Origin of the sequence: Duganella zoogloeoides (genome assembly GCF_034479515.1) — a bacterium.
Lineage (GTDB): Bacteria > Pseudomonadota > Gammaproteobacteria > Burkholderiales > Burkholderiaceae_D > Rugamonas > Rugamonas zoogloeoides.
Genome location: NZ_CP140152.1, coordinates 5,593,212 through 5,613,947, shown reverse-complemented (window position 1 = coordinate 5,613,947; position 20,736 = coordinate 5,593,212). Strand labels below are relative to the sequence as shown.

Annotated in this window: 10 protein-coding genes and 1 riboswitch; of the genes, 6 read left to right on the top strand and 4 right to left on the bottom strand. The window is 64.5% G+C overall.

The window, feature by feature from the left end:
* Nucleotides 1-97: 97 nt before the first annotated feature.
* Together SR858_RS24645 and SR858_RS24640 are read left to right on the top strand one after the other, a co-directional pair.
* Nucleotides 98-706, top strand: coding sequence for a winged helix-turn-helix domain-containing protein (locus SR858_RS24645; RefSeq protein WP_019923549.1), 609 nt, complete (start codon nt 98-100; stop codon nt 704-706).
* A 69-nt stretch (nt 707-775) separates the two neighbouring features.
* Nucleotides 776-1,189 carry a hypothetical protein gene (locus tag SR858_RS24640; RefSeq protein WP_019923548.1) on the top strand — a complete coding sequence of 138 codons (414 nt, stop codon included), beginning with the start codon at nt 776-778 and terminating at the stop codon, nt 1,187-1,189.
* Nucleotides 1,190-1,492: 303 nt separating this feature from the next.
* On the opposite strand, the gene SR858_RS24635 is transcribed toward SR858_RS24640, so the two are convergent.
* From SR858_RS24635 to SR858_RS24625, 3 genes are all read right to left on the bottom strand, one after another.
* The gene (locus tag SR858_RS24635) at nt 1,493-3,322 is read right to left on the bottom strand and encodes a DUF885 domain-containing protein (RefSeq protein ID WP_019923547.1); all 1,830 of its coding nucleotides are present in this window, start codon (nt 3,320-3,322) and stop codon (nt 1,493-1,495) included.
* 114 nt (nt 3,323-3,436) lie between these two features.
* A complete protein-coding gene (locus SR858_RS24630) occupies nt 3,437-4,606 on the bottom strand; it encodes an HPP family protein (RefSeq protein ID WP_019923546.1) in 1,170 nt (389 codons plus the stop codon).
* Between the two features lie 73 nt (nt 4,607-4,679).
* On the bottom strand, nt 4,680-5,156 hold the full coding sequence (locus tag SR858_RS24625; RefSeq protein ID WP_019923545.1) for an Lrp/AsnC family transcriptional regulator: 477 nt from the start codon (nt 5,154-5,156) through the stop codon (nt 4,680-4,682).
* Between the two features lie 162 nt (nt 5,157-5,318).
* Here SR858_RS24625 and SR858_RS24620 point away from each other — a divergent pair, with 162 nt between their 5' ends.
* A complete protein-coding gene (locus SR858_RS24620; protein WP_019923544.1) occupies nt 5,319-7,379 on the top strand; it encodes an aminotransferase class V-fold PLP-dependent enzyme in 2,061 nt (686 codons plus the stop codon).
* 206 nt (nt 7,380-7,585) lie between these two features.
* Nucleotides 7,586-16,369 carry a GH36-type glycosyl hydrolase domain-containing protein gene (locus tag SR858_RS24615; protein ID WP_019923543.1) on the top strand — a complete coding sequence of 2,928 codons (8,784 nt, stop codon included), beginning with the start codon at nt 7,586-7,588 and terminating at the stop codon, nt 16,367-16,369.
* Here the strand turns inward: SR858_RS24615 and SR858_RS24610 are convergent, their stop codons facing one another.
* Nucleotides 16,370-16,945 (bottom strand): TMEM165/GDT1 family protein, encoded by a 576-nt coding sequence (locus tag SR858_RS24610; RefSeq protein WP_019923542.1) that lies wholly within the window; start codon nt 16,943-16,945, stop codon nt 16,370-16,372. It abuts the gene before it with no gap.
* Nucleotides 16,946-16,969: 24 nt separating this feature from the next.
* A riboswitch (yybP-ykoY riboswitch) is annotated at nt 16,970-17,143 on the bottom strand.
* A 129-nt stretch (nt 17,144-17,272) separates the two neighbouring features.
* Here SR858_RS24610 and SR858_RS24605 point away from each other — a divergent pair.
* Complete coding sequence (locus SR858_RS24605; RefSeq protein ID WP_019923541.1) at nt 17,273-19,123, top strand: M1 family metallopeptidase; 1,851 nt, start codon at nt 17,273-17,275, stop codon at nt 19,121-19,123.
* Nucleotides 19,124-19,127: 4 nt separating this feature from the next.
* Entirely contained in the window at nt 19,128-20,735 is a 1,608-nt protein-coding gene (locus tag SR858_RS24600) for a serine hydrolase (protein WP_019923540.1), read from the top strand.
* Nucleotide 20,736 lies beyond the last annotated feature (1 nt).

The window sequence follows — 20,736 nt, the reverse complement described above, 5'->3', positions numbered from 1 at the left end:
CTCTCTAAAAACGGCGCCTGCGGGCGCCGTTTTTTTATGGCCGCAGCGGCCATCTTGCACTGCCAGCAAATAGTGCATCCATGCTAAGATCTGGCTCATGATCGCCCAAGCCCTCTTCACTCCCGCCCAGCAAAAACTGCTGGGTTTGCTTTTTATACGCACCACCGACGGCTATCACCTGAACGAAATCATGCGCCTGACGGGCCTGGGCAGCGCCTCGGCCCAGCGCGAGCTGAAACGCTTGCATGAGGCCGGCGTGATCGTCTCCGAGCGCATCGGCAACGTGCGCCGCTTCAAGCCGAACCGCGATTGCATGGTGTACGAGGAACTGACCAGCGTGGTGAAAAAGACCTTCGGCCTCGTGAGCGTACTGAACTCGGCGCTGGCGCCGTTGCAGCACGTCCTTAATGTCGCGTTCGTGTATGGCGCCACGGCCAAGGAGCACGAGGGCATGAATACACCGGTGGAGTTGCTGCTGATCGGCGAGAACACCAGCTACGGCGAACTGCTGTCGCGGCTGCCGGTGGCGGAGCGCCTGTTGCGCCGTAAAATCAATCCGAACCTGTACACGCTGCCGGATTTTAAAAGGCGCTTGCGCGAGCAGCAGGGGTTTATTTTGCAGGTGCTGCGGGAGCAGAAGATTTATGTGCTGGGTGACGAATCGAATCTTGAAAAAATTGTTGTCGACATCGCCGCGGGCGAATAGTCGCGCCGTTTTTCTCCTTCTTTCCAAAGACCAGATGAAAAACATCCCTACCGATCATCGGACGAAGTCATGATGTCGGTCGATTTTTTTGGATGTAAAAGAGAGCAAATTCTCACGGCCACTTGGGACGACGCATTTGAGCGATTTCCCGCCGCTGGCATCACGGTTCCCGACTTGAGCGCATTCACTTCGCTCAGCGAGTCGCTGCGAGCGCCTGCATTTTCTGCCACCCGTGTACCCATGACAGTTGCGCCGTACTATCAACTTTGCGAGGAGTTCACGGCAGTTATTCGGAAAGCGGATACAGAGGAACTGAAGGATGCCGCAGCGACATGGGCGCAATTGCCGCCTTGGGACGGCCTTAATGCCAACGCAATGGACCTCGCCGGCTTCCTGCTGCACTTGCACTCTTTGGTTAGTGGGCCTCAGAATGACGGAAACGCCATCTTTATGTGCCTTGAGTCGGAAGAGTTGAGTGCGTAAAATCCTCATCACTTGGTCGCTTCTGACTAGCGAGACTGTTTCTTTTTTGTTTTTTGATTCGATCTTATGGCGTCAATGTTTGCATCCCAAGGAGACGATGAGAGGCCTGATTACAAAACTCGAGACAGATATTGCCATGCGTGTACGTGCTGGAAAGATCCTTTCCAGCATCTTGCTAGGGGTTTCCGTCGCTGCGGCAGTGATGGTTGGGTATACATTCTGGGGAATATAATGACTTACCTCCCGTGATGGAGCCTGTACCGCAACAAGCGGCAGACTCCAAAAACCTCTACCAGTTCCCAATCACTGCTGCTGCGCAATCCACCGATCCACCTTCTCCTCGAGCAACGCCAACGGCAACGTCCCATCGCCCAGTACCACTTCGTGGAACTTGGGCAGGCTGAACCGTTCGCCCAGTGCTTCCTCCGCGCGGTGGCGCAGCTCCACGATTTTCAGCGAGCCGATCTTGTAACCGAGCGCCTGCGCCGGCCAGGCCATGTAGCGCTCGGTCTCGCTCTTTGCCACTTCGTCGTAGCCGAGCGTCTCGCGCATGTACTTGATGCTTTGTTCGCGCGTCCAGCCCTTGGCGTGCATGCCGGTATCGACCACCAGGCGCGTGGCGCGCAGCAGTTCGTCGTTCAGGTGGCCGAAGTATTGGGCCGGGTCGTCGAACAGGCCCATTTCCTTGCCCAGGGTTTCCGCGTACAAGGCCCAGCCTTCGGTAAAGGCATTGTTGCCGCCGAATTTGCGGAAGTCGGGTAAATTCAGTTCCTGCATCAGGGCGATGTGGAAGTGGTGGCCGGGCTTGCCTTCGTGCAGGAACAGGGTGGTCATGCCGGTGCTGCCGTACTTGGTCGGATCGGTCACCACCGACCAGAACACGCCGGGGCGCGAGCCGTCGATGGCCGGGGCCGTGTAGTGGTCGGCGGCGGTGTCGCGGCTCAGTTCCGGTTCCAGGCGCATGTCGAGCTTGGCTTTCGGGACCAAGGTGAACATCATCGGCAGCTTGGTGTCGAGCACGCCATTGAGCTTGTGATAGACCGCCTGCACTTCGTCTTCGGTCTTGAACGGGCGGAACTTCGGTTGCGCCGCCACCCATACCGGCAGGCCGGCCGGCGGGCCGTCGTAGCCGAGCTTGGGTCCGAGGATTTCGAATTGCGACTGGATGCGCGCCACTTCGCGCAGGCCGATCGCGTGGATCTCGTCCGGCTTCAGCGACGTGGTGGTGGCGTTGGCCACGCGCGCCTGGTACCAGGCGGCGCCGTCGGGCAGGGCGCCGAGACCGGTCGAAGTGCGGCAGACCGGGATGTAATCCTTTTCCACGAACGCGGCCAGGCGGCCCAGGGCCGGCATGATCTGCTCGGCGATCTGCTTGCGGTAGGCTTCGGTCAGGCGCGCCTTGTCGGCGGCGCTGAAGCTCGCTGGCAAGTTCTTGATCGGGGTGTAATAGATGCTGGTCTCGGGCGTGTCGCTGAGCAGTTTTTTGTATTGCGGCAGGGCCGAGATCATGATGGCTTTTGGCTGCGTAATCCCCTTCTTGATGCCGTCGCGCATATTGCTGATCGCCTGGTCGATCCACGCCGGCATCTGGCTGATACGGCTCAGGTAGGCGTCGTATTGCGCCACGGTGCCGATCGGCTGCGAGGCCTGGCCGCCCGCGTAGTTGGCGAGAACCACCGGCACGCTGTCCATCTGGTTAATCGGCAGCAGGTGTTCGGGGAAGCGCTCCATGGCGATCAGGCCGCGCAGTTCGTAGCGCAGGATGTCGTAGTCGAGGCGGTCTTCGGCGTTCAGCACTTCACGCTTGATGGCCTTGATGCGCTGGGCAAAATCGCGGTACAGCTTGAATTGCAGGGCGCGCTTGCCGGGCGAGATGCTCAGGCCCAGCTGGTCGTCGAAGCGGTTGTCGCCGTTTTCGGTGGCGCCGAGCGGCTCGAAGGTGGCGACGGCGTTGTAGTATTCGTCGGCAATGGCTTGCAGCGCCTGGTGCGCCGGGGTGGCGCTCACGCGCGGCACGGGGCGGTTGGCGGCGTCGGCCAGCGGCAGGGCAAAGGTATTGCTAACTGGAATAAACGCCAGCGCCAGGGTGGCGGCGAGGGCGGAAATGCGGGCGGTACTGGTGAGTCGCTTCATCGTTGTTTCCTGGTCCATGGTGGTTCATGCAACGACTAGGATAAGGCATGCCGAGCTGCGCCGCGCAACAAATTGTATCAATCGAAAACGGTTTATCACGCTTTTACTTTCCTCTCAGGCCGCCGCCTCCGCCAGCCGGGTTTGGTACAGCGCGGCCACCAGGTCGGACTGGGTAATGATGCCGACAAAACGGTCTTCCTCATCGACAATCGGAATATGGTGGAAGCCCGCGTTGGCCATCAGCGGCACCAGGTCCACGATCGGGGTAGCGGTGCGGGCGGTGGTCGGATGGCCGCTCATGATCTGGCCCACGACCTCGGCCTTTTCGGTATGGGTGACGCCGCTCTTGCGCAGGAAGCGCTGCAACTGGCTGCGCATGCCAGCGTAGCTGTCGAGGCCACCATGCTCGAGGAAGTCGGTCTGGGTGACGATGCCGATCACGCGCCGCGCCCGGTTGAGCACGGGCAGGGCCACCACGCGGTGGTTGCGCATCAGTTGCCAGGCCGGTTCCAACCCGGTGCCGAACTCGGCGCTGACGATATCGCGCGACATGATGTCGGCGCACGTGATCACGCCGAAGCGGCGCTGGTAGGCGCGCTGCTCGGTTTGCATGAACAGCGATGCGAGGTCGTCACGGCTGATGTCGAGCACCTGGTTGTATTGCTTGAGCACGGCGTCGAGATCTTCCGTCTTGAAACCGAGCCGCACCGTCGGTATATCATCCTTGGTGCCATGGACGTTGACGGGCGCACTCTGCTGCACGTGCGGGTAGCGCCGCCCGGTCAGGTTGTTATAGACCATGGCCATGGCGACCAGCAGCGCGGTATCGATGGCCACCGTGAGCAGCACGAACTCGAAGCCGGCCGCGTGTACGACCGGACCGCCGAGCACGGTGGTCAGTGCAACCGCGCCGCCGGGCGGATGCAGGCAGCGCATCACGAACATGGCAGCGATGGCGAGACCGGCGGCCAGGCCGCCCAGCAACGGCAGCGGCAGGCTGTCGCCGAGCCAGCGCACGCAGGCGACACCCACCAGGCCGCTGATGACATTGCCGCCGAATACGGACCACGGCTGCGCCAGCGGGCTGGCCGGTACGGCGAACAGCAGCACGGCAGACGCGCCCATCGGCGCAATCATGAAGATGGAAGTGCCGGTCCGCGCCAATAAATAATGGGCGAACAGGGCGGTGATCAACAGGCCGCACAGGGCGCCAGCGGCGGCGCGCAACTGTTCGGGGCGACTGACATTGCTAGGGCCGGGCAGCCAGCTGAAGAGTGCGCGCATAAGCCTTAAACCAAGTATTTAAAGCAGAATTATCTCACGGCATGATATTTCTCGCACCGGAATGGTGCATTGTTCAAGCGTAGGGTACGAGGTCGAGCGGCAAAGCGGTGGTGAACTTGATCTGCTCCATCGAGAAGGCCGACGACACCCCGGTCAGCTGTCCCACCTTGATCAGCCGTTTATAAAACGCGTCGTAGCCTTCAATATCGGTCGTGACGACCTTGAGCAGGTAATCGACATCGCCGCTCATGCGATGGAATTCCTGCACTTCGGGCAGGGCCATGACGGCGGCGGCAAAGCGGTCGAGCCACTTGGCATCGTGCTGGCCGGTGCGCACGCTGACGTACACGGTCACCGGCAAGCCCACCTTGCGGCGGTTGACGATGGCGACCCGGCTCTCGATATAGCCCTCTTCTTCAAGGCGCTTGACCCGCTTCCAGCACGGCGTGCTCGACAGCCCGACCTTCTCGCTGAGCGCGGCGATCGACAAGGTGCCGTCGATTTGCAGGGCGGCCAGGATGGCGCAATCGTATTTGTCGAGTGAGTGCATGGGCTTGTTTTAATAAATGGAAGTTAATTCATTCTACCGAAATTCCATGAGAAGCATGAACATGCTTTTATGGGTAGATAACGCAGTCGGCTTTGGCATGTTTTCTCCTAGAAAGTTCGCTAAACTGTTTAGCTCATATCGACCGCCTTCCTGCCCTTTAAAATGAATAACGAAATCTACCTCGACGGCAATGCCACCACCTGCATCCTGCCTGCCGCCGCCCTGGCTGCTGCCGACATCATGGGCCAGCGTTACGGCAACCCCAGCAGCTCCCACGGCACCGGCTTGCGCGCCAAGGTCGTGCTCGACCAGGCGCGCCAGTGCGCGGTGCGCCTGCTGGGCGTGGGCGATGGGCGGTTGATGTTCAACAGCGGCGCCACCGAGGGCATCCAGACCGCCGTGTTGTCAGCGCTGGTGGCGGTGCGCGAGCGCCAGGCCCGGGGCGAGGCCACCGGCAGCTTGCTGGTGTACGGCGCCACCGAGCACAAGGCCGTGCCGGAAGCGCTGGCGCACTGGAACCGCCTGCTGGGCACCAACCTGAAATTGACTGCCTTGGCGGTCGATGGCGACGGCTTGCACGACCTGATCGCGCTGCGCGCGCTGGCGCCGGACGCGGCCATGATCTGCACCATGGCCGCCAACAACGAGACCGGCGTGGTCAGCGATCTCGATGGCATTGCCGCCACCATTGCCGCCAGCGGCACCAGCGCGCTGTGGATGGTCGATTGCGTGCAGGCGCTGGGCAAGCTGCAATTGAACCTGGCTGCCACCCGCATCGATTACGCGCCGTTTTCCGGTCACAAGCTGCACGCGCCGAAAGGCGTGGGCATGTTGTACGTGCGCGCTGGCGCGCCATTCACGCCGCTGATCATGGGCGGCGGCCAGGAGACCGGCCAGCGTTCGGGCACCGAGAACATGGCCGGCATCGCCGCGCTGGGCGTGGTGCTGGCCGCACTCGAACGCGGCGACACGTTTCCGTCCCACGACCAGTTGCACGACTATCGCGCGCGCCTGGCCGACGCCCTGCGCGCGGCGCTGCCCGGCGTGGTGTTCAACAATGCTTTCGACAAATCGCTGCCCACCACGATCAATTTCGCGGTGCCGGGCGTATCGAGCCGCGAGCTGATGGACGTGTTCGATGCGGCGCGGGTGCGCGTGAGCGCCGGCAGCGCCTGCTCGGCCAGCAAGGCTGCGCCCAGCTATGTACTCGACGCCATGGGCCTGCCATTGTGGCGCAGCGCCGGCGCCATCCGCATGTCGTTTGGCGCCATGGTTGATGAGGCCACCATCGCCACTGCCTGCCAGCGCATCGCCCACTGCGGCGCCGCGCTGCGCGCCGCAGGCATGATCGCCGACCAGCCCAGCGCCGAGCCCGACGACGGCTTGCTGCAACTGGGCGTGGAGGGAGAGTGCGGCTGGCTGGTGCTGGACGCGGCCAGCCGCAGCTGCATCGTGATCGATCCGCTGCCCACGCTGACCGCGCGCATCACGGCCATCGTGCGCGGCCATAACTACCGGGTGCTGGCCATCGTGGCCACCACCGCCGGCGCCGATCACGCGCCATTGGCCCGGTCGCTGGGCGCCCACTACGATACCCAGGCGATGACGGACGCGTTCGGCTGGCCGGCCATCACGGCCCATCGCCTGACCTTGGGCGATGGCGCCGAAGTCAACGCGGTTGCCATCGGCAGCCAGGTGCTGGCGCAGGTGTCGGCCGGGGAGGGCGCGCGCGCCTATTTATTGGGCAGCAAGGACGGCGCCAGCATGATGGCTGCTGATGTGCGCTTCGCCTTCACCGCGCATGCCGACCTGGCCTTGCCGGTCATCACCACCGCGCAGACCCTGCTGTGCCCGACCCGCGATGCCCGCAACCAGCTTTGTGCCGGCCATGGCGGCGACCAGGCTGCTGCCGACCTGCAACTCGACAGCAGCGCGCTGCAGGCATTCCTGCATGCCCATCCCGGCGCGGTAGTGGTCGATGTGCGCGAGCCGTACGAGTTTGCCGCCACGGTGCCGGCGCCAGCGGGCGCGCATGCGGCGCAGAGCGTGCCGCTGAGTCGCCTGGTCGAGCACGCCAGCGTGTGGCTGCGCGGCGACATCCATGCGCCGCTGGTCTTCGTCTGTCGCAGCGGCAACCGCAGCATGAAAGCTGCGCAATGCCTGCGCCGGCTCGGCCACACCAGCAGCTACAGCCTCACCGGCGGCCTGGCACTAGCGGCCTGAACCGCTCACAAAAGTGATTGAAAGGGGCCGCTTCGAGCGGCCCTTTGCGCTTATGTTCGTAAGCGCACAGTAGCAAATTGTTACGAGACGTATCATTGCTTGGCACACATTCCCACTAATCACCGCGCCAGCTTACCGGACGCGGTTTTGTCGCGCACGTCCAAGCGAGGTTTACGTTGAACAAGTCCAATCCCCTGCTCCCCGAGATGTCGCTCGGCTTTCGCGAATCCAATACGGCGGCCATGGTCTCCGACGAAGACGAAGACCTGCCCTTGAGAGCGGAGCTTTTCAGCGCGGCGCAGATGGCCGCGCACGGCCGCTCGCTCGCTTCCCACCACGAATTGAGCCTGCGCGGCGGCGGCGACCAGCTGCTCGCGCGCCTCAGCGACAACGCGGAAGTGATCAGCGCCACCTGCGACGAGCTGACCGCCGCCATCAAGGATGGCCGCCAGATCACGCCTGCCTCCGAATGGCTGCTCGATAACCTGTACCTGATCGAAGAACAGATCCGCATCGCGCGCCGCCACCTGCCCAAGGACTACAGCAAGGAGCTGCCACGCCTGGCCAAGGGCGCGCCCGAGGGCTGTCCGCGCGTGTACAAGCTGGCGCTCGAGATCATCTCGCACGGCGATGGCCGCGTCGATCCGGAATCGCTGTCGCGCTTTGTCGATGCGTACCAGGAAATCGCGCCACTCAAGCTGGGCGAATTGTGGGCCATTCCCATCATGCTGCGCCTGGCGCTGATCGAAAACCTGCGCCGCGTGGCCGCGCGCGTGGCGGACAACCGCGCCGAACGCGACCTGGCCAACAGCTGGGCCGACCAGATGAGCGAGGAAGCGGAAAAGAACCCGAGCGGATTGATTTTAAAAGTGGCCGACATGGCCCGCTCCAATCCGCCGATCACCAGCGCCTTCGTGGCGGAGCTGTCGCGCCGCCTGCAGGGCCAAAGCCCGGCGCTGACCATGGCGCTGACCTGGATCACCAGCCGCCTGGCCGATGCCGGCCAGACCATCGAACAGCAGATCCAGGCCGAGATCCAGCAGCAGGCCGCCGACCAGGTGTCGATCGCCAACAGCATCGGCAGCCTGCGCTACCTGGGCACCATGGACTGGCAGGAGTTCGTCGAGACCATGAGCATGGTCGAACAGACCTTGCGCCAGGACCCGGCCGGCGTGTACGGCCAGATGGAATTCGCCACCCGCGACCAGTACCGCCACGTCATCGAAAATATCGCCAAGCGCTCCGACTACTCGGAGGTGGAAGTGGCTGCGCAAGCGCTGCAACTGGCGCAATCCCAGGCCGGCAGCGACGACCTGCGCCACAGCCACGTGGGCTTTTACCTGATCGGCGGCGGCCAGGCCGCGCTGGAAAAGCAGACGCGCATGCGTCGCCCGTGGATCGAGTCCCTGCAACGCACCAGCAGCGCCTCGCCACTGACGTCGTACCTGGGCGCCATCGTGGTGCTGTCGGTGATCGCCACCGCGCTGCTGCTGGAGCGCTCGGCGTTCCACGGCGTGCACGGCGCGCTGCTCGTTGCCATGGGCGTGCTGGCGCTGATCGGCAGCAGCCAGCTGGCGCTCAACCTGATCAACTGGATCACTACCAAGGTCACCCAGCCCAAGCCGCTGCCGCGCATGGATTTTGAAGCCGGCATTCCGCCCGACGCCCGCGCGCTGGTCGTGGTGCCCACGCTGGTGTACAGCCGCGAGAACATCGAAGAATTGTGCGAACAGCTGGAAGTACGCTTCCTGTCCAATCGCGATCCGAATTTGCGTTTCTGCCTGCTCACCGACTTTGCCGACGCGCCCACCGAAACCCTGCCCGGCGACGCTGCGCTGATGGAGCACATGCGCGAGGGCGTCGAACAACTCAATCGCAAGTACGCGCTGCACCTGAATGGCGACCCGGCCACGCCGTTCCTGCTGCTGCATCGCCCGCGCCTGTGGAATCCGCAGGAAGGCGTGTGGATGGGCTATGAGCGCAAGCGCGGCAAGCTGCAGGACATGAACCGCTACCTGCGCGGCGGCGCGCGCGACAAGTTCTCGCTGGCCGTAGGCGACACCACCGACCTGGAAAGCATCAAGTACGTCATCACGCTCGATACCGACACCCAGTTGCCGCGCGACGCCGCGCGCGACTTCATCGCCACCATGATGCACCCGCTGAACCGCCCGCGCGTGGACAAGGCTTTGGGCCGCGTGGTCGATGGCTATGGCATCCTGCAACCGCGCGTCGCTGTCAGCCTGCCGAGCAAAACCGCGTCGCTGTACGAAAAACTGTGCGGCGGCGAACCGGGTATCGACCCGTACACCCGCACCGTCTCCGACGTGTACCAGGACGTGTTCCTGGAAGGCTCGTTCGTGGGTAAAGGGATTTACGATGTTGATGTGTTCGAGCAGGTGCTGGGCCACCGTTTACCCGACAACCAGGTTCTGAGCCACGACTTGCTCGAAGGCGCCTACGTGCGCGCTGGCTTGATGAGCGACGCCCAGCTGTACGAAGAATACCCGAGCCGCTACAGCGACGACGTCGGCCGCCGCCATCGCTGGATCCGCGGCGACTGGCAGTTGCTCGGATGGCTGCTGCCGCGCGTACCTGGCCCGGGCCGCCGCCGCGAGAAAAATCCGCTGTCGCTGCTGTCGCGCTGGAAGCTGTTCGACAACCTGCGCCGCTCGCTGGTCGCGCCCGCGATGGTGATCGCGCTGGTCGTCGCCTGGCGCTGGCTGCCCGCGCCGTGGCTGTGGACCGGCGCCGTGCTCACCGTGATCTTCCTGCCGCCGCTGGTCAATGCGCTGCACGACCTGCTGCACCGCCCGAAAGATACCTTGTGGGACCAGCACCTGCGCAATACGGGCCGCAGCGTGGGCATCCAGCTCTCGCATGCCTTGCTCACGCTGGCGTTCCTGCCGTATGAAGCGTACTTCAATCTCGACGCGATCGTGCGCAGCCTGTTCCGCATGTACGTTTCGCGCCGCCACCTGCTGCAATGGCGCGCGTCGGCGCTGGCCCGTTCCACCACCAGCACCTGGGTCACCATGTGGGCCGCGCCGGTCACCGCGCTGTTCGTGGGCGGCATGCTGCTGGGCTGGCGCCCGGCCAGCCTGGCTCCGGCCGCACTGTTCCTGCTGGCGTGGCTGATCGCGCCCGCGGTGGCCGACTGGATCAGCCGTCCGATCAAGCGCCGCAACGCCGATCTGGGCGCCGATCAGCACATCTTCCTCAACAAGCTGGCGCGCCGCACCTGGGCGTATTTCGACCGCTTCGTCGGTCCCGACGACAACTGGCTGCCGCCCGACAACGTGCAGGAGCATCCGAGCCAGGTGATCGCGCACCGCACGTCGCCCACCAATATCGGCATGGCGCTGCTGGCCAATCTGACCGCGCACGATTTCGGCTACATCACCGGCGCCCAGGTCGTGGCCCGTACCGGCGCCACCCTGACCACCATGGACCAGCTGGAACGCCACCTGGGCCACTTCTACAACTGGTACGACACGCAGTCGCTGCAGCCTTTGCACCCCGTGTACATTTCCACTGTCGATAGCGGCAACCTGGCAGGCCACCTGCTCACGCTGCAACCGGGCCTGATCGCCCTGTACGACCAGCCGGTGGTGGGGCCGCAATACGTGGACGGCTTGCTGACCACCTTGCGCGTGATGGAAGAAACCATCACCACCATCGATGGCACCTTCACGGTGGGCACGGCAGCATCGGCTGCGGCTGCGACTGCGGCCGCCGAGGCAGCGGTACCTGCCGGCACCGGTAACGGCGCGCTGGCCGGCATCGATACGCCCGAACTGGTGGCATTGCGCGCGGTGCTGTCCGACCGTCCCGACGCTACCCACCTGCTGCAGCTGCATGCGTGGCTCACGCGCGTGGCGCAGGCGGCCGACGCCCTGCGTCCGCTGGTGGCGGCGCAGGCCGATGTCGCCATGTGGGCCGATTCCCTGGCCCGGCAAGCGCACGCCGCGCTCGACGAACTGGCCTTGTTCACGCCATGGGTCAACCTGCCGGCCGACACGGTGCTCGACACCAACCTGCTGCGCGTGCCCACCCTGCGTGAACTGGCGGCACTGGCCAATGCCGGCGCCGACATTCCCGTCTCCGACCTGGCGCCGGCCGAACTGGAACGCCGCCAGCAGATGGCGCAGCTGCTCGAACAGGGCGGCGCCGCCGCCCACGACCGCATGCGCCAGCTGGCCGAACTGGCCCAGCGCAGCACCGCGTTCGCGCAGATGGAATACGGCTTCCTGTACAACGCCACCACCAACCTGCTGGCGATCGGCTACAACGTCAGCGAACGCCGCCTCGATGCCAGCTATTACGACCTGCTGGCGTCCGAAGTACGCCTGGCCAGTTTCGTCGCCATCGCCCAGGGCCAGCTGCCGCAGGACCACTGGTTCGCGCTGGGCCGCCAGCTGTGCATCGTCGGCGGCAAGCCGGTGCTGCTGTCCTGGAGCGGCTCGATGTTCGAGTACCTGATGCCGCTGCTGGTCATGCCGACTTACGAGAGCACGCTGCTCGACCAGACCTACAACTCGGTGATCGACGCCCAGATCGCCTACGGCAAGCAGCACAACGTGCCGTGGGGGATTTCGGAGTCAGGCTACAACACCACCGACGCCAACCTCAATTACCAATACCGCGCCTTCGGCGTGCCGGGCCTGGGCTTGAAGCGCGGCCTCGGCGACGACCTGGTGATCGCACCGTACGCCAGCATGATGGGCCTGATGGTCCAGCCTGAAGCGTCGTGCCTGAACCTGCAAAAAATGGATGGCCTGGGCTTCATGGGCCGCTATGGCTTCTACGAAGCGATCGACTACACGCCAACGCGCCTGCCGCGCGGTGTCAGTCACGCCGTGGTCCGCTCGTTCATGGTCCACCACCAGGGCATGGGCTTCCTGGCCCTGAGCTACCTGCTGCACGACCGTCCGATGCAGCGCCGTTTCGAATCCGATCCGCTGCTGCAATCGACGTTGCTGGTGCTGCAGGAACGCAGCCCGCAGGTAGGCGCCTTCCACTCCACGTCGGTGGAGTCGGCGGCCATCCGTACCACGGCGCCCGATTCCGGCATGCCGCTGCGCGTGCTTACCTCGCACAGCACCCCGGTGCCGGAAACCCAGCTGTTGTCCAATGGCCGCTATCACGTGATGGTGACCAACGCGGGCGGCAGCTACAGCCGCTGGAAAGACCAGTCGGTGACCCGCTGGCGCGAAGACAGCACCCGCGACAACTGGGGCGCCTTCTGCTACGTGCGCGACATGGAGGACGGCGACTTCTGGTCCACCACGTATCAACCGACACTGGTAGAACCACGCCACCACGAAGTGATCTTCTCGGAAGGCCGCGCCGAATTCCGCCGCTCCGACAACGGCATCGACCTGTACACGGAAATCGTGGTCTCGCCCGAGGACGACATCGAACTGCGCCGCACCCGCATCACCAACACCACCGACCGCGTGCGCACCATCGAGGTGACCAGCTTTGCCGAAGTGGTGATGGCGCCGGCGGCGGCCGATGCCGCCCACCCGGCGTTCAGCAAACTGTTCGTGCAGACCGAGATCCTGCGCGCCGAGAATGCCATCCTGTGCACGCGCCGTCCGCGCGGCGGCAACGAAGCCATGCCGTACATGATGCACACCATGACCGTGCACGATGCGGCCGTGGGCAACGTCTCGTACGAAACCGACCGCTCGCGCTTCATCGGCCGGGGCAACACGGCCGCCGCGCCGCAGGCCCTGCTCGACGACGCGCCGCTGTCCGGCGGCGAAGGCTCGGTGCTCGATCCGGTGGTGGCGATCCGCTACACCATCACGTTAAAACCCGACCAGACCGCGACCGTGGACATGGTCACCGGCATGACCGACCAGCGCGACGCCGCGCTGCACCTGATCGACAAGTACCACGACCGCCACCTGGCCGACCGCGTGTTCGAACTGGCATGGACCCACAGCCAGGTCGTGCTGCGCCAGCTGAACGCCACCGAAACCGACGCCCAGCTGTACGGCCGCCTGGCCGGCTCGGTGATCTACCCGAACGCCTCGCTGCGCGCCGACGCCGCCACGCTGGTGAAAAACCATCGCGGCCAGTCCGGCCTGTGGGCGTACGCGATTTCCGGCGACCTGCCGATCGTGCTGTTGCAGATCAAGGACTCGGCCAACATCGAACTGGCCCGCCAGATGGTGCAGGCCCACGCTTACTGGCGCCTGAAGGGCCTGGTGGTGGACCTGGTGATCTGGCACGAAGACCAGTCCGGTTACCGCCAGCTGCTGCACGATCAGATCATGGGCCTGATCGCCTCGGGCATCGATGCCCAGGCCATCGACCGCCCGGGCGGCATTTTTGTACGCATGGGCGACCAGATCGCCACCGAAGACCGCATCCTGCTGCAAACGGTGGCGCGCGTGATCATCAGCGACACTCGCGGCACGCTGGCCGAGCAGATCAAGCGCCCCGGCCCGCCGGTGCTGCGCATGCCGCCGCTGGCGATCGACGCGCGCAGCGATGGCGCCGACGCCAGCGATGTCGTCGCGCCGCCGCGCCGCAAGCGCGTGCTGCAACTGGAGAACGGTATCGGCGGTTTCTCGGAAGACGGCCGCGAATACGTGATCACCACCAGCGAAGAACAGCGTACGCCGGCGCCGTGGTCCAACGTGCTGGCCAACGCCAGTTTCGGCACCGTGATTTCGGAAAGCGGCCAGGCCTACACCTGGCACGAGAACGCCCATGAATTCCGCCTCACGCCGTGGCACAACGACCCGGTGAGCGACGCCAGCGGCGAAGCGTTTTACTTGCGCGACGAGGCCACCGGCGAGTTCTGGTCGCCGTCGGCGCTGCCGGCGCGCGGCACTGGCGACTACACCACGCGCCACGGCTTCGGCTACAGCGTGTTCGAACATACCGAGTCGGGCATTGCCACCGAGATGACCACGTTCGTCGCCACCGACGCGCCGATCAAGTACACCGTCATCAAGGTGCGCAACGATTCGTCGGCGGCGCGCAAGCTCTCCGTCACCGGCTACGTGGAATGGGTGATGGGCGATATGCGCTCCAAGTCCGGCATGCACATCCTGACCGAGGTCGATCCGGTGAGCGGCGCGCTGTTTGCCCGCAACCAGTACAACACCGATTTTACCGGCCGCGTGGCGTTCTTCAATTGCGATGCGACCACGCGCACCGTCACCGCCGACCGCGCGGAATTCCTCGGCCGTAACGGTTCGCTGGCCGCGCCCGTGGCCATGCGCCGCTCGCGCCTGTCCGGCAAGGTGGGGGCGGGGCTGGACGCCTGCGCCGCCATCCAGGCGCCGCTCGAACTGCTGCCCGGCCAGGAACGCGAAATCGTGTTCGTGCTCGGTGTGGCCGGCCGCCGCAACGCCGACGCCAGCGGCATGGTGCAAAAGCACCGCAGCACCGGCGCCGCGCAGGAGGCGCTGGCCGCCGTCCACGCGCACTGGAACGAAACGCTGGGCGCGGTGCACATCAAAACACCGGAACCGGCGCTCGACGTCATCGCCAACGGCTGGCTGATGTACCAGACCATCGCCTGCCGCATCTGGGCGCGCAGCGGCTACTACCAGTCCGGTGGCGCGTTTGGCTTCCGCGACCAGCTGCAGGATGCGATGGCCACCATCCACACCAGGCCGCACCTGCTGCGCGACCAGCTGATGCTGTGCGCGGCGCACCAGTTTATCGAAGGCGATGTGCAGCACTGGTGGCATCCGCCTTCTGACCGGGGCGTGCGCACCAAATGCTCGGACGACTACCTGTGGCTGCCGCTGGGCGCCTGGCGCTATGTGTCGAGCACCGGTGATTTGAGTATCCTCGACGAGGAACTGCCGTTCCTGGAAGGGCGTTTGCTCAAGGCGGAAGAGGATTCTTATTACGACCTGCCGGGCCGCTCGAACCAGAGCGGCACCATGTACGAGCACTGCGTACGGGCCATCCGCCACGGCCTGCGCTTCGGCGAACATGGCCTGCCGCTGATCGGCTCCTGCGACTGGAACGACGGCATGGACAAGGTGGGCGAACATGGCAAGGGCGAGAGCGTGTGGCTGGCCTTCTTCCTGTGCGAAGTGCTGCAACGCTTTGCCGAAGTGGCGGAAATGAAGAACGACGACGCGTTCGCGCAGGAATGCCGCGAGCAGTCCGTCAAGCTGGCCGCCAACGTCGAGCAGAACGCCTGGGACGGCGAATGGTACCGCCGCGCCTATTTCGATGACGGTACGCCGCTCGGCTCGCACACCAACGAAGAATGCCAGATCGATTCGATTTCGCAGAGCTGGGGCGTGCTGTCCGGCGTGGCCAACCCGGTGCGGGTGCGCGGCGCGATGGAGCAGGTCAACCAGCGCCTGGTGCGCAGGGATTCCGGCATCATCCAGCTGCTCGACCCGCCGTTCGACAAGGCCGGTCCCAACCCGGGCTACATCCGTGGCTATGTGCCGGGCGTGCGCGAAAACGGCGGCCAGTACACCCACGCCGCGATCTGGACCGCGATGGCCTTTGCGCGCCTGGGCAACACCGAACGCGCCTGGGAGCTGGCGCGCATGATCAACCCGGTCATGCACGGCACCGATGCGGAAAACGTGGCGATCTACAAGGTGGAGCCGTACGTGGTCACGGCCGACGTCTATGCGGTAGCGCCGCACGTGGGGCGCGGCGGCTGGAGCTGGTACACCGGCTCGTCGGGCTGGATGTACCGCCTGATCGTGGAGTCGCTGCTGGGCGTAACGCGTGGCGCGCACGAGCTGACGCTGGCGCCGCGCATGCCGGCGGAGTGGAACGAGTTCACGCTCACCTACCGCCACGCCAGCAGTTCGTACGTGATCCGCGTGGCGCGTGCTTTGCCGGGGCAGGCGGGCACGCTCACCGTCGATGGCGTCACGCGCGAAGGCAACGTGATCGCGCTGGACGACACCGGCGCCACGCACCAGGTGCAGTTGCTGCTGCCGGCATTGCCGGCGTCGGTGGAGGCGCCGGCGATTACGTCGTAGTCAGGTGGAGAGCCCGGCGCCCACGCCCAGCAGGGTAGCGACGCCGAGCACGGCGAAGATCACGGCGGCAATGCCGTGCACCAGTTTGAGCGAAATCCGGTGGGCGATGCGGTCGCCCAGGTACACGGCCGGCACGTTGGCCAGCATCATGCCCAGCGTCGTGCCGGCCACCACTGCCAGCAGGCTGTCGTAGCGCGCGGCCAGGGCCACGGTGGCCACTTGCGTCTTGTCGCCCATCTCCGCCATGAAAAAGGCGATCAGGGTGGTCATGAATACGCCGTAGCGCGCGAAGTTGGTGTCTTCCTCATCGAGCTTGTCGGGTACCAGCGTCCACACGGCCATTGCGATGAACGAGGCGCCGAGTACCCAGCGCAGTATGTCGGGCCCCAGCAGGCTGGTGATCCAGGTGCCGATGGCGGCGGCAAACGCGTGGTTGGCCAGGGTGGCCACGAAAATGGCGGCGACGATCGGAACGGGACGGCGGAATTTTGCGGCAAGAACGAAAGCGAGCAGCTGGGTTTTGTCGCCGATTTCTGCCAGCGCGACAATGCCTGTGGAGATGAAGAATGCTTCCATTGGGGTGTTGAGTGAGATGCGCGGGCCGGCTGATAAGAACCTATGATCCAAAGCGCGTCCCCGGCCCACTATGGCCGCGCTTCGATCATGGTCTCGTCAAGTTTTTCAACCATTTGCACCACGGTCTGCGGACCGATCATGTTGATGCAAATTCCTGCGCCAGGAGGCGCGGGCCGACTACTCCCCACTTACGGCCGACATGATAGCACAGCCCAGTTAGCACCTTGCAAGCCTGGCAGCGCCGCTGTACACATTACGGATACATGGCTATGCTATTCTGCTTCGCGCTTGATGCTAACAGGCCCCCTTTACATAGAAAAGATCACCATGCAAATCAAGAAGACCTTGTCCGCGGTCGTGCTATCCGCACTGATGTCGCTGGGCGTGACCGTCGCCCACGCCGACCCGCTGAGCTACGCCCGCTACGACCAGGTGCGCACCAGCGACCTGTATCTGGACCTGAAGGCCGATTTCGGCCGCAAGACCCTGTCCGGCTATGCCGAACTGACGCTGAACTGGATCGACAAGACCTCGCGCACGCTGGTACTCGACACGAAAGAACTCAGTATCTCGCGCGTGCAGGTATTGAACCCGAACGGCCGCTGGACCTCCACGTCGTACATGCTCGACAAGTTCGACCTGCAAAAGGGACGCGCCCTGCGCATCGCGCTGCCGTTCCAGCCGCAGAAGGTGCGCGTGTACTACCGCACCGCGCCGTCGGCCGCCGCGCTGCAATGGATGGCGCCCGCGCAGACCATGTCGGGCAAGCGTCCGTTCATGTTCAGCCAGTCGCAGGACATCAACGCCCGCTCGTGGGCGCCGGTGCAGGATACGCCTGCCGTGCGCTTCACCTACAGCGCGCGCATCGACGCGCCGACCGGCCTGCGCGTGCTCATGAGCGCCGACAACGACCCTGCCGCCACCGGCAAGGGCGGCTGGAAGTTCAAGATGACGCAGCCGATTCCATCGTACCTGCTGGCCATTGCCATCGGCGAGATCGACGTGCGCACGCTGGGCCCGCGTTCGGCCGTGTATGCCGAACCGGCGCGCATCGAAGCGGCTGCCAGCGAGCTGGCCGACACCGAGAAAATGATCGAAGCGGCCGAAAGCCTGTACGGCCCGTACCGGTGGGAGCGTTACGACATGATCGTGCTGCCGCCGTCGTTCCCGTATGGCGGCATGGAAAACCCGCGCCTGACCTTCCTCACGCCGACCATGATCGCCGGCGACAAGAGCCTGGTCGATCTGATCGCGCATGAACTGGCGCACTCGTGGTCAGGCAACCTGGTGACCAACGCCTCGTGGAAGTACATGTGGCTCAACGAAGGCTTTACCACCTACGTCACCACCCGCATCGTGGAAAAAATCTACGGTCCGGAAATCGCCGAGATGAATTTGCAAGTGGAGCAGGAAGAGGCGCTGGCGTCGCTGGCCACCATCCCCGCCGCCAGGCAGGCGCTGGCCACGCGCGGCCCGGACGTCGATCCGTCGGCGTACTCGGACGGCAGCCTGATTTATCCGAAGGGCGCCTGGTTCCTGCGCACGCTCGAACAGCGCGCCGGTCGCGAAACGTTCGATGTGTTCCTGCGCGGCTGGTTCGACTCGCATGCGTTCAAGTCGGCCACCACCGACGAATTCGTCGACTACCTGAAAAAGAACCTGCTCGACGCCCATCCCGAATACATGGCGCAGGTGGAGCTCGACGAGTGGCTGTACGGCGCCGGCATTCCGGCCAATGCCGTGCGCGCGGCCTCGCCACGCCTGGCGGCACTGGACGAACAGCGCAACAGCTGGCTGCGCGGCGAACTGCCCACGGCCGACCTCAATGGCAAGGGCTGGATCGCGCTCGAATGGATGCACTTCCTGAACGACATCGACGGCAAGGCCACGGCGGCGCAATTGCGTGACCTCGACCAGAACTTCGGCCTGGCGAAAAGCGGCAACAACGAAATCGCGTTCCGCTTCTACCTGGCGTCCGTCAAGGCCGGCTACGACGTGCGCCAACCGCTCACCAAATTCCTCATGAGCGTGGGCCGCCAGAAGTTCGTGGTGCCGCTGTACACGGCGCTGCTGAAACAACCGGCGCAAGCCGAGTGGGCGCGCAGCGTGTACGCCAAGGCGCGCGACCATTACCACCCGGTGACGCAGGCATCGGTCGATAAACAGTTCAAGAAATAAGCCGATGAAGATTGTTCGTTTGTTCAATGCCAGCGCGATGGCGCTGGCGCTGGTGGCGCTCGGTGGCGCCGTTCCCGTGTTGGCGGCGCCGGCAACTGCCGCGACCAAAGCCGCGCCGGTCCCCGCCTACAACCTCGACGCCGACGTCAACCTGGCATTGAAGACGTTCGATGTGCCGGGCATCGCGATTGCCATCGTCAAGGACGGCAAAGTAGTAGCCACCAGGGGTTACGGTGTGCGCAAGCTGGGCGAACCCGCGCCCGTGGACGGCAAGACGCTGTTCGAGGTGGCGTCCAATTCCAAGGGCTTCACCGCCGCCGCCCTGGCCATGCTAGTGGATGAAGGAAAACTCAAATGGGACGACCCGGTGACCATGCACCTGCCGGGCTTCCAGATGTACGACTCGTACGTGACCGGCGTGATGACCATCCGCGACCTGCTCACCCATCGCAGCGGCCTGGGGCTGGGCGCGGGCGACTTGCTGTGGTGGCCGAGTACCGCGTTCTCCACCGACGAGATCATTGCCAAACTCCGGTACGTCAAGCCGGCAACCAGCTTCCGCAACAGCTACGCGTACGACAACCTGCTCTACATCGTGGCCGGCAAGATCATCGCCGAAAAAGACGGCAAGACCTGGGGCCAGGCTATCCATGACCGCATCCTGGCGCCATTGGGCATGAACGGCACCAAGACCAGCGTGGCCGAGATGCTGGCAACCGCCAACCACTCGGCGCCGCATAGCCTGATCGACGGCAAGGCGGCCGTGGTCAAGCCGATGCCGGTGCCGAACGCCGACGGCGCGGTGGGTATCGACACCAACGCCGAGGACCTGGCACGCTGGATGATCACGCTCATGAACCAGGGGAAAAGCGCGGACGGCAAGCAGCTGGTCAGCGCCAAGCAGGTCGAGGAGCTGTGGAGCCAGCAAACGCCGATGCGCATCCGCGAACCGAAACCGGCGCTCGCTGCCACCAAGCCCAATTTTGCCGCCTATGGCCTGGGCTTCTCGCTGCGCGACTACAAGGGCCGCAAGATCGCCATGCACGGCGGTGCGCTGCAGGGCTTTTACTCGACGGTGCTGATGGTGCCGGAAGAAAAGCTGGGCATCGCCATTTTGACCAACGCCGAGAACAGCCCGGCCATGGCGGCGCTGTACTGGCGCATGCTGGACCAGTACCTGAAGGTGCCGGCCAGCGACTGGATCAAGCTGTACGCGGACCAGCAGGCGGCAACGCGCCAGGAAGAGCTTGAGCGCCAGGCCAAGGCCACCACCGCGCGCGCGGCGCAGTCGCAGCCATCGCTGCCGCTGGCGGCGTATGACGGCGAATACGAGGATGCGTGGTACGGCGTGGCGACCATCGGCGAAGAGAACGGCAAACGCATCATGCGGTTTACGCGCACGCCGGATCTGACGGGGGAACTCGAGCACTTCCAGCACGACACCTTCATCGTGCGCTGGAAGGAGCGCAACTTCAACGCCGACGCCTACGTGACGTTCTCGCTCAACCCGGATGCCAGCATCGACCGCATGAAGATGGCGCCGATATCGACCGAGACCGATTTCAGCTACGACTTCCAGGACCTGGAGTTCAAGCCGAAGGCGAAAAAGTAAC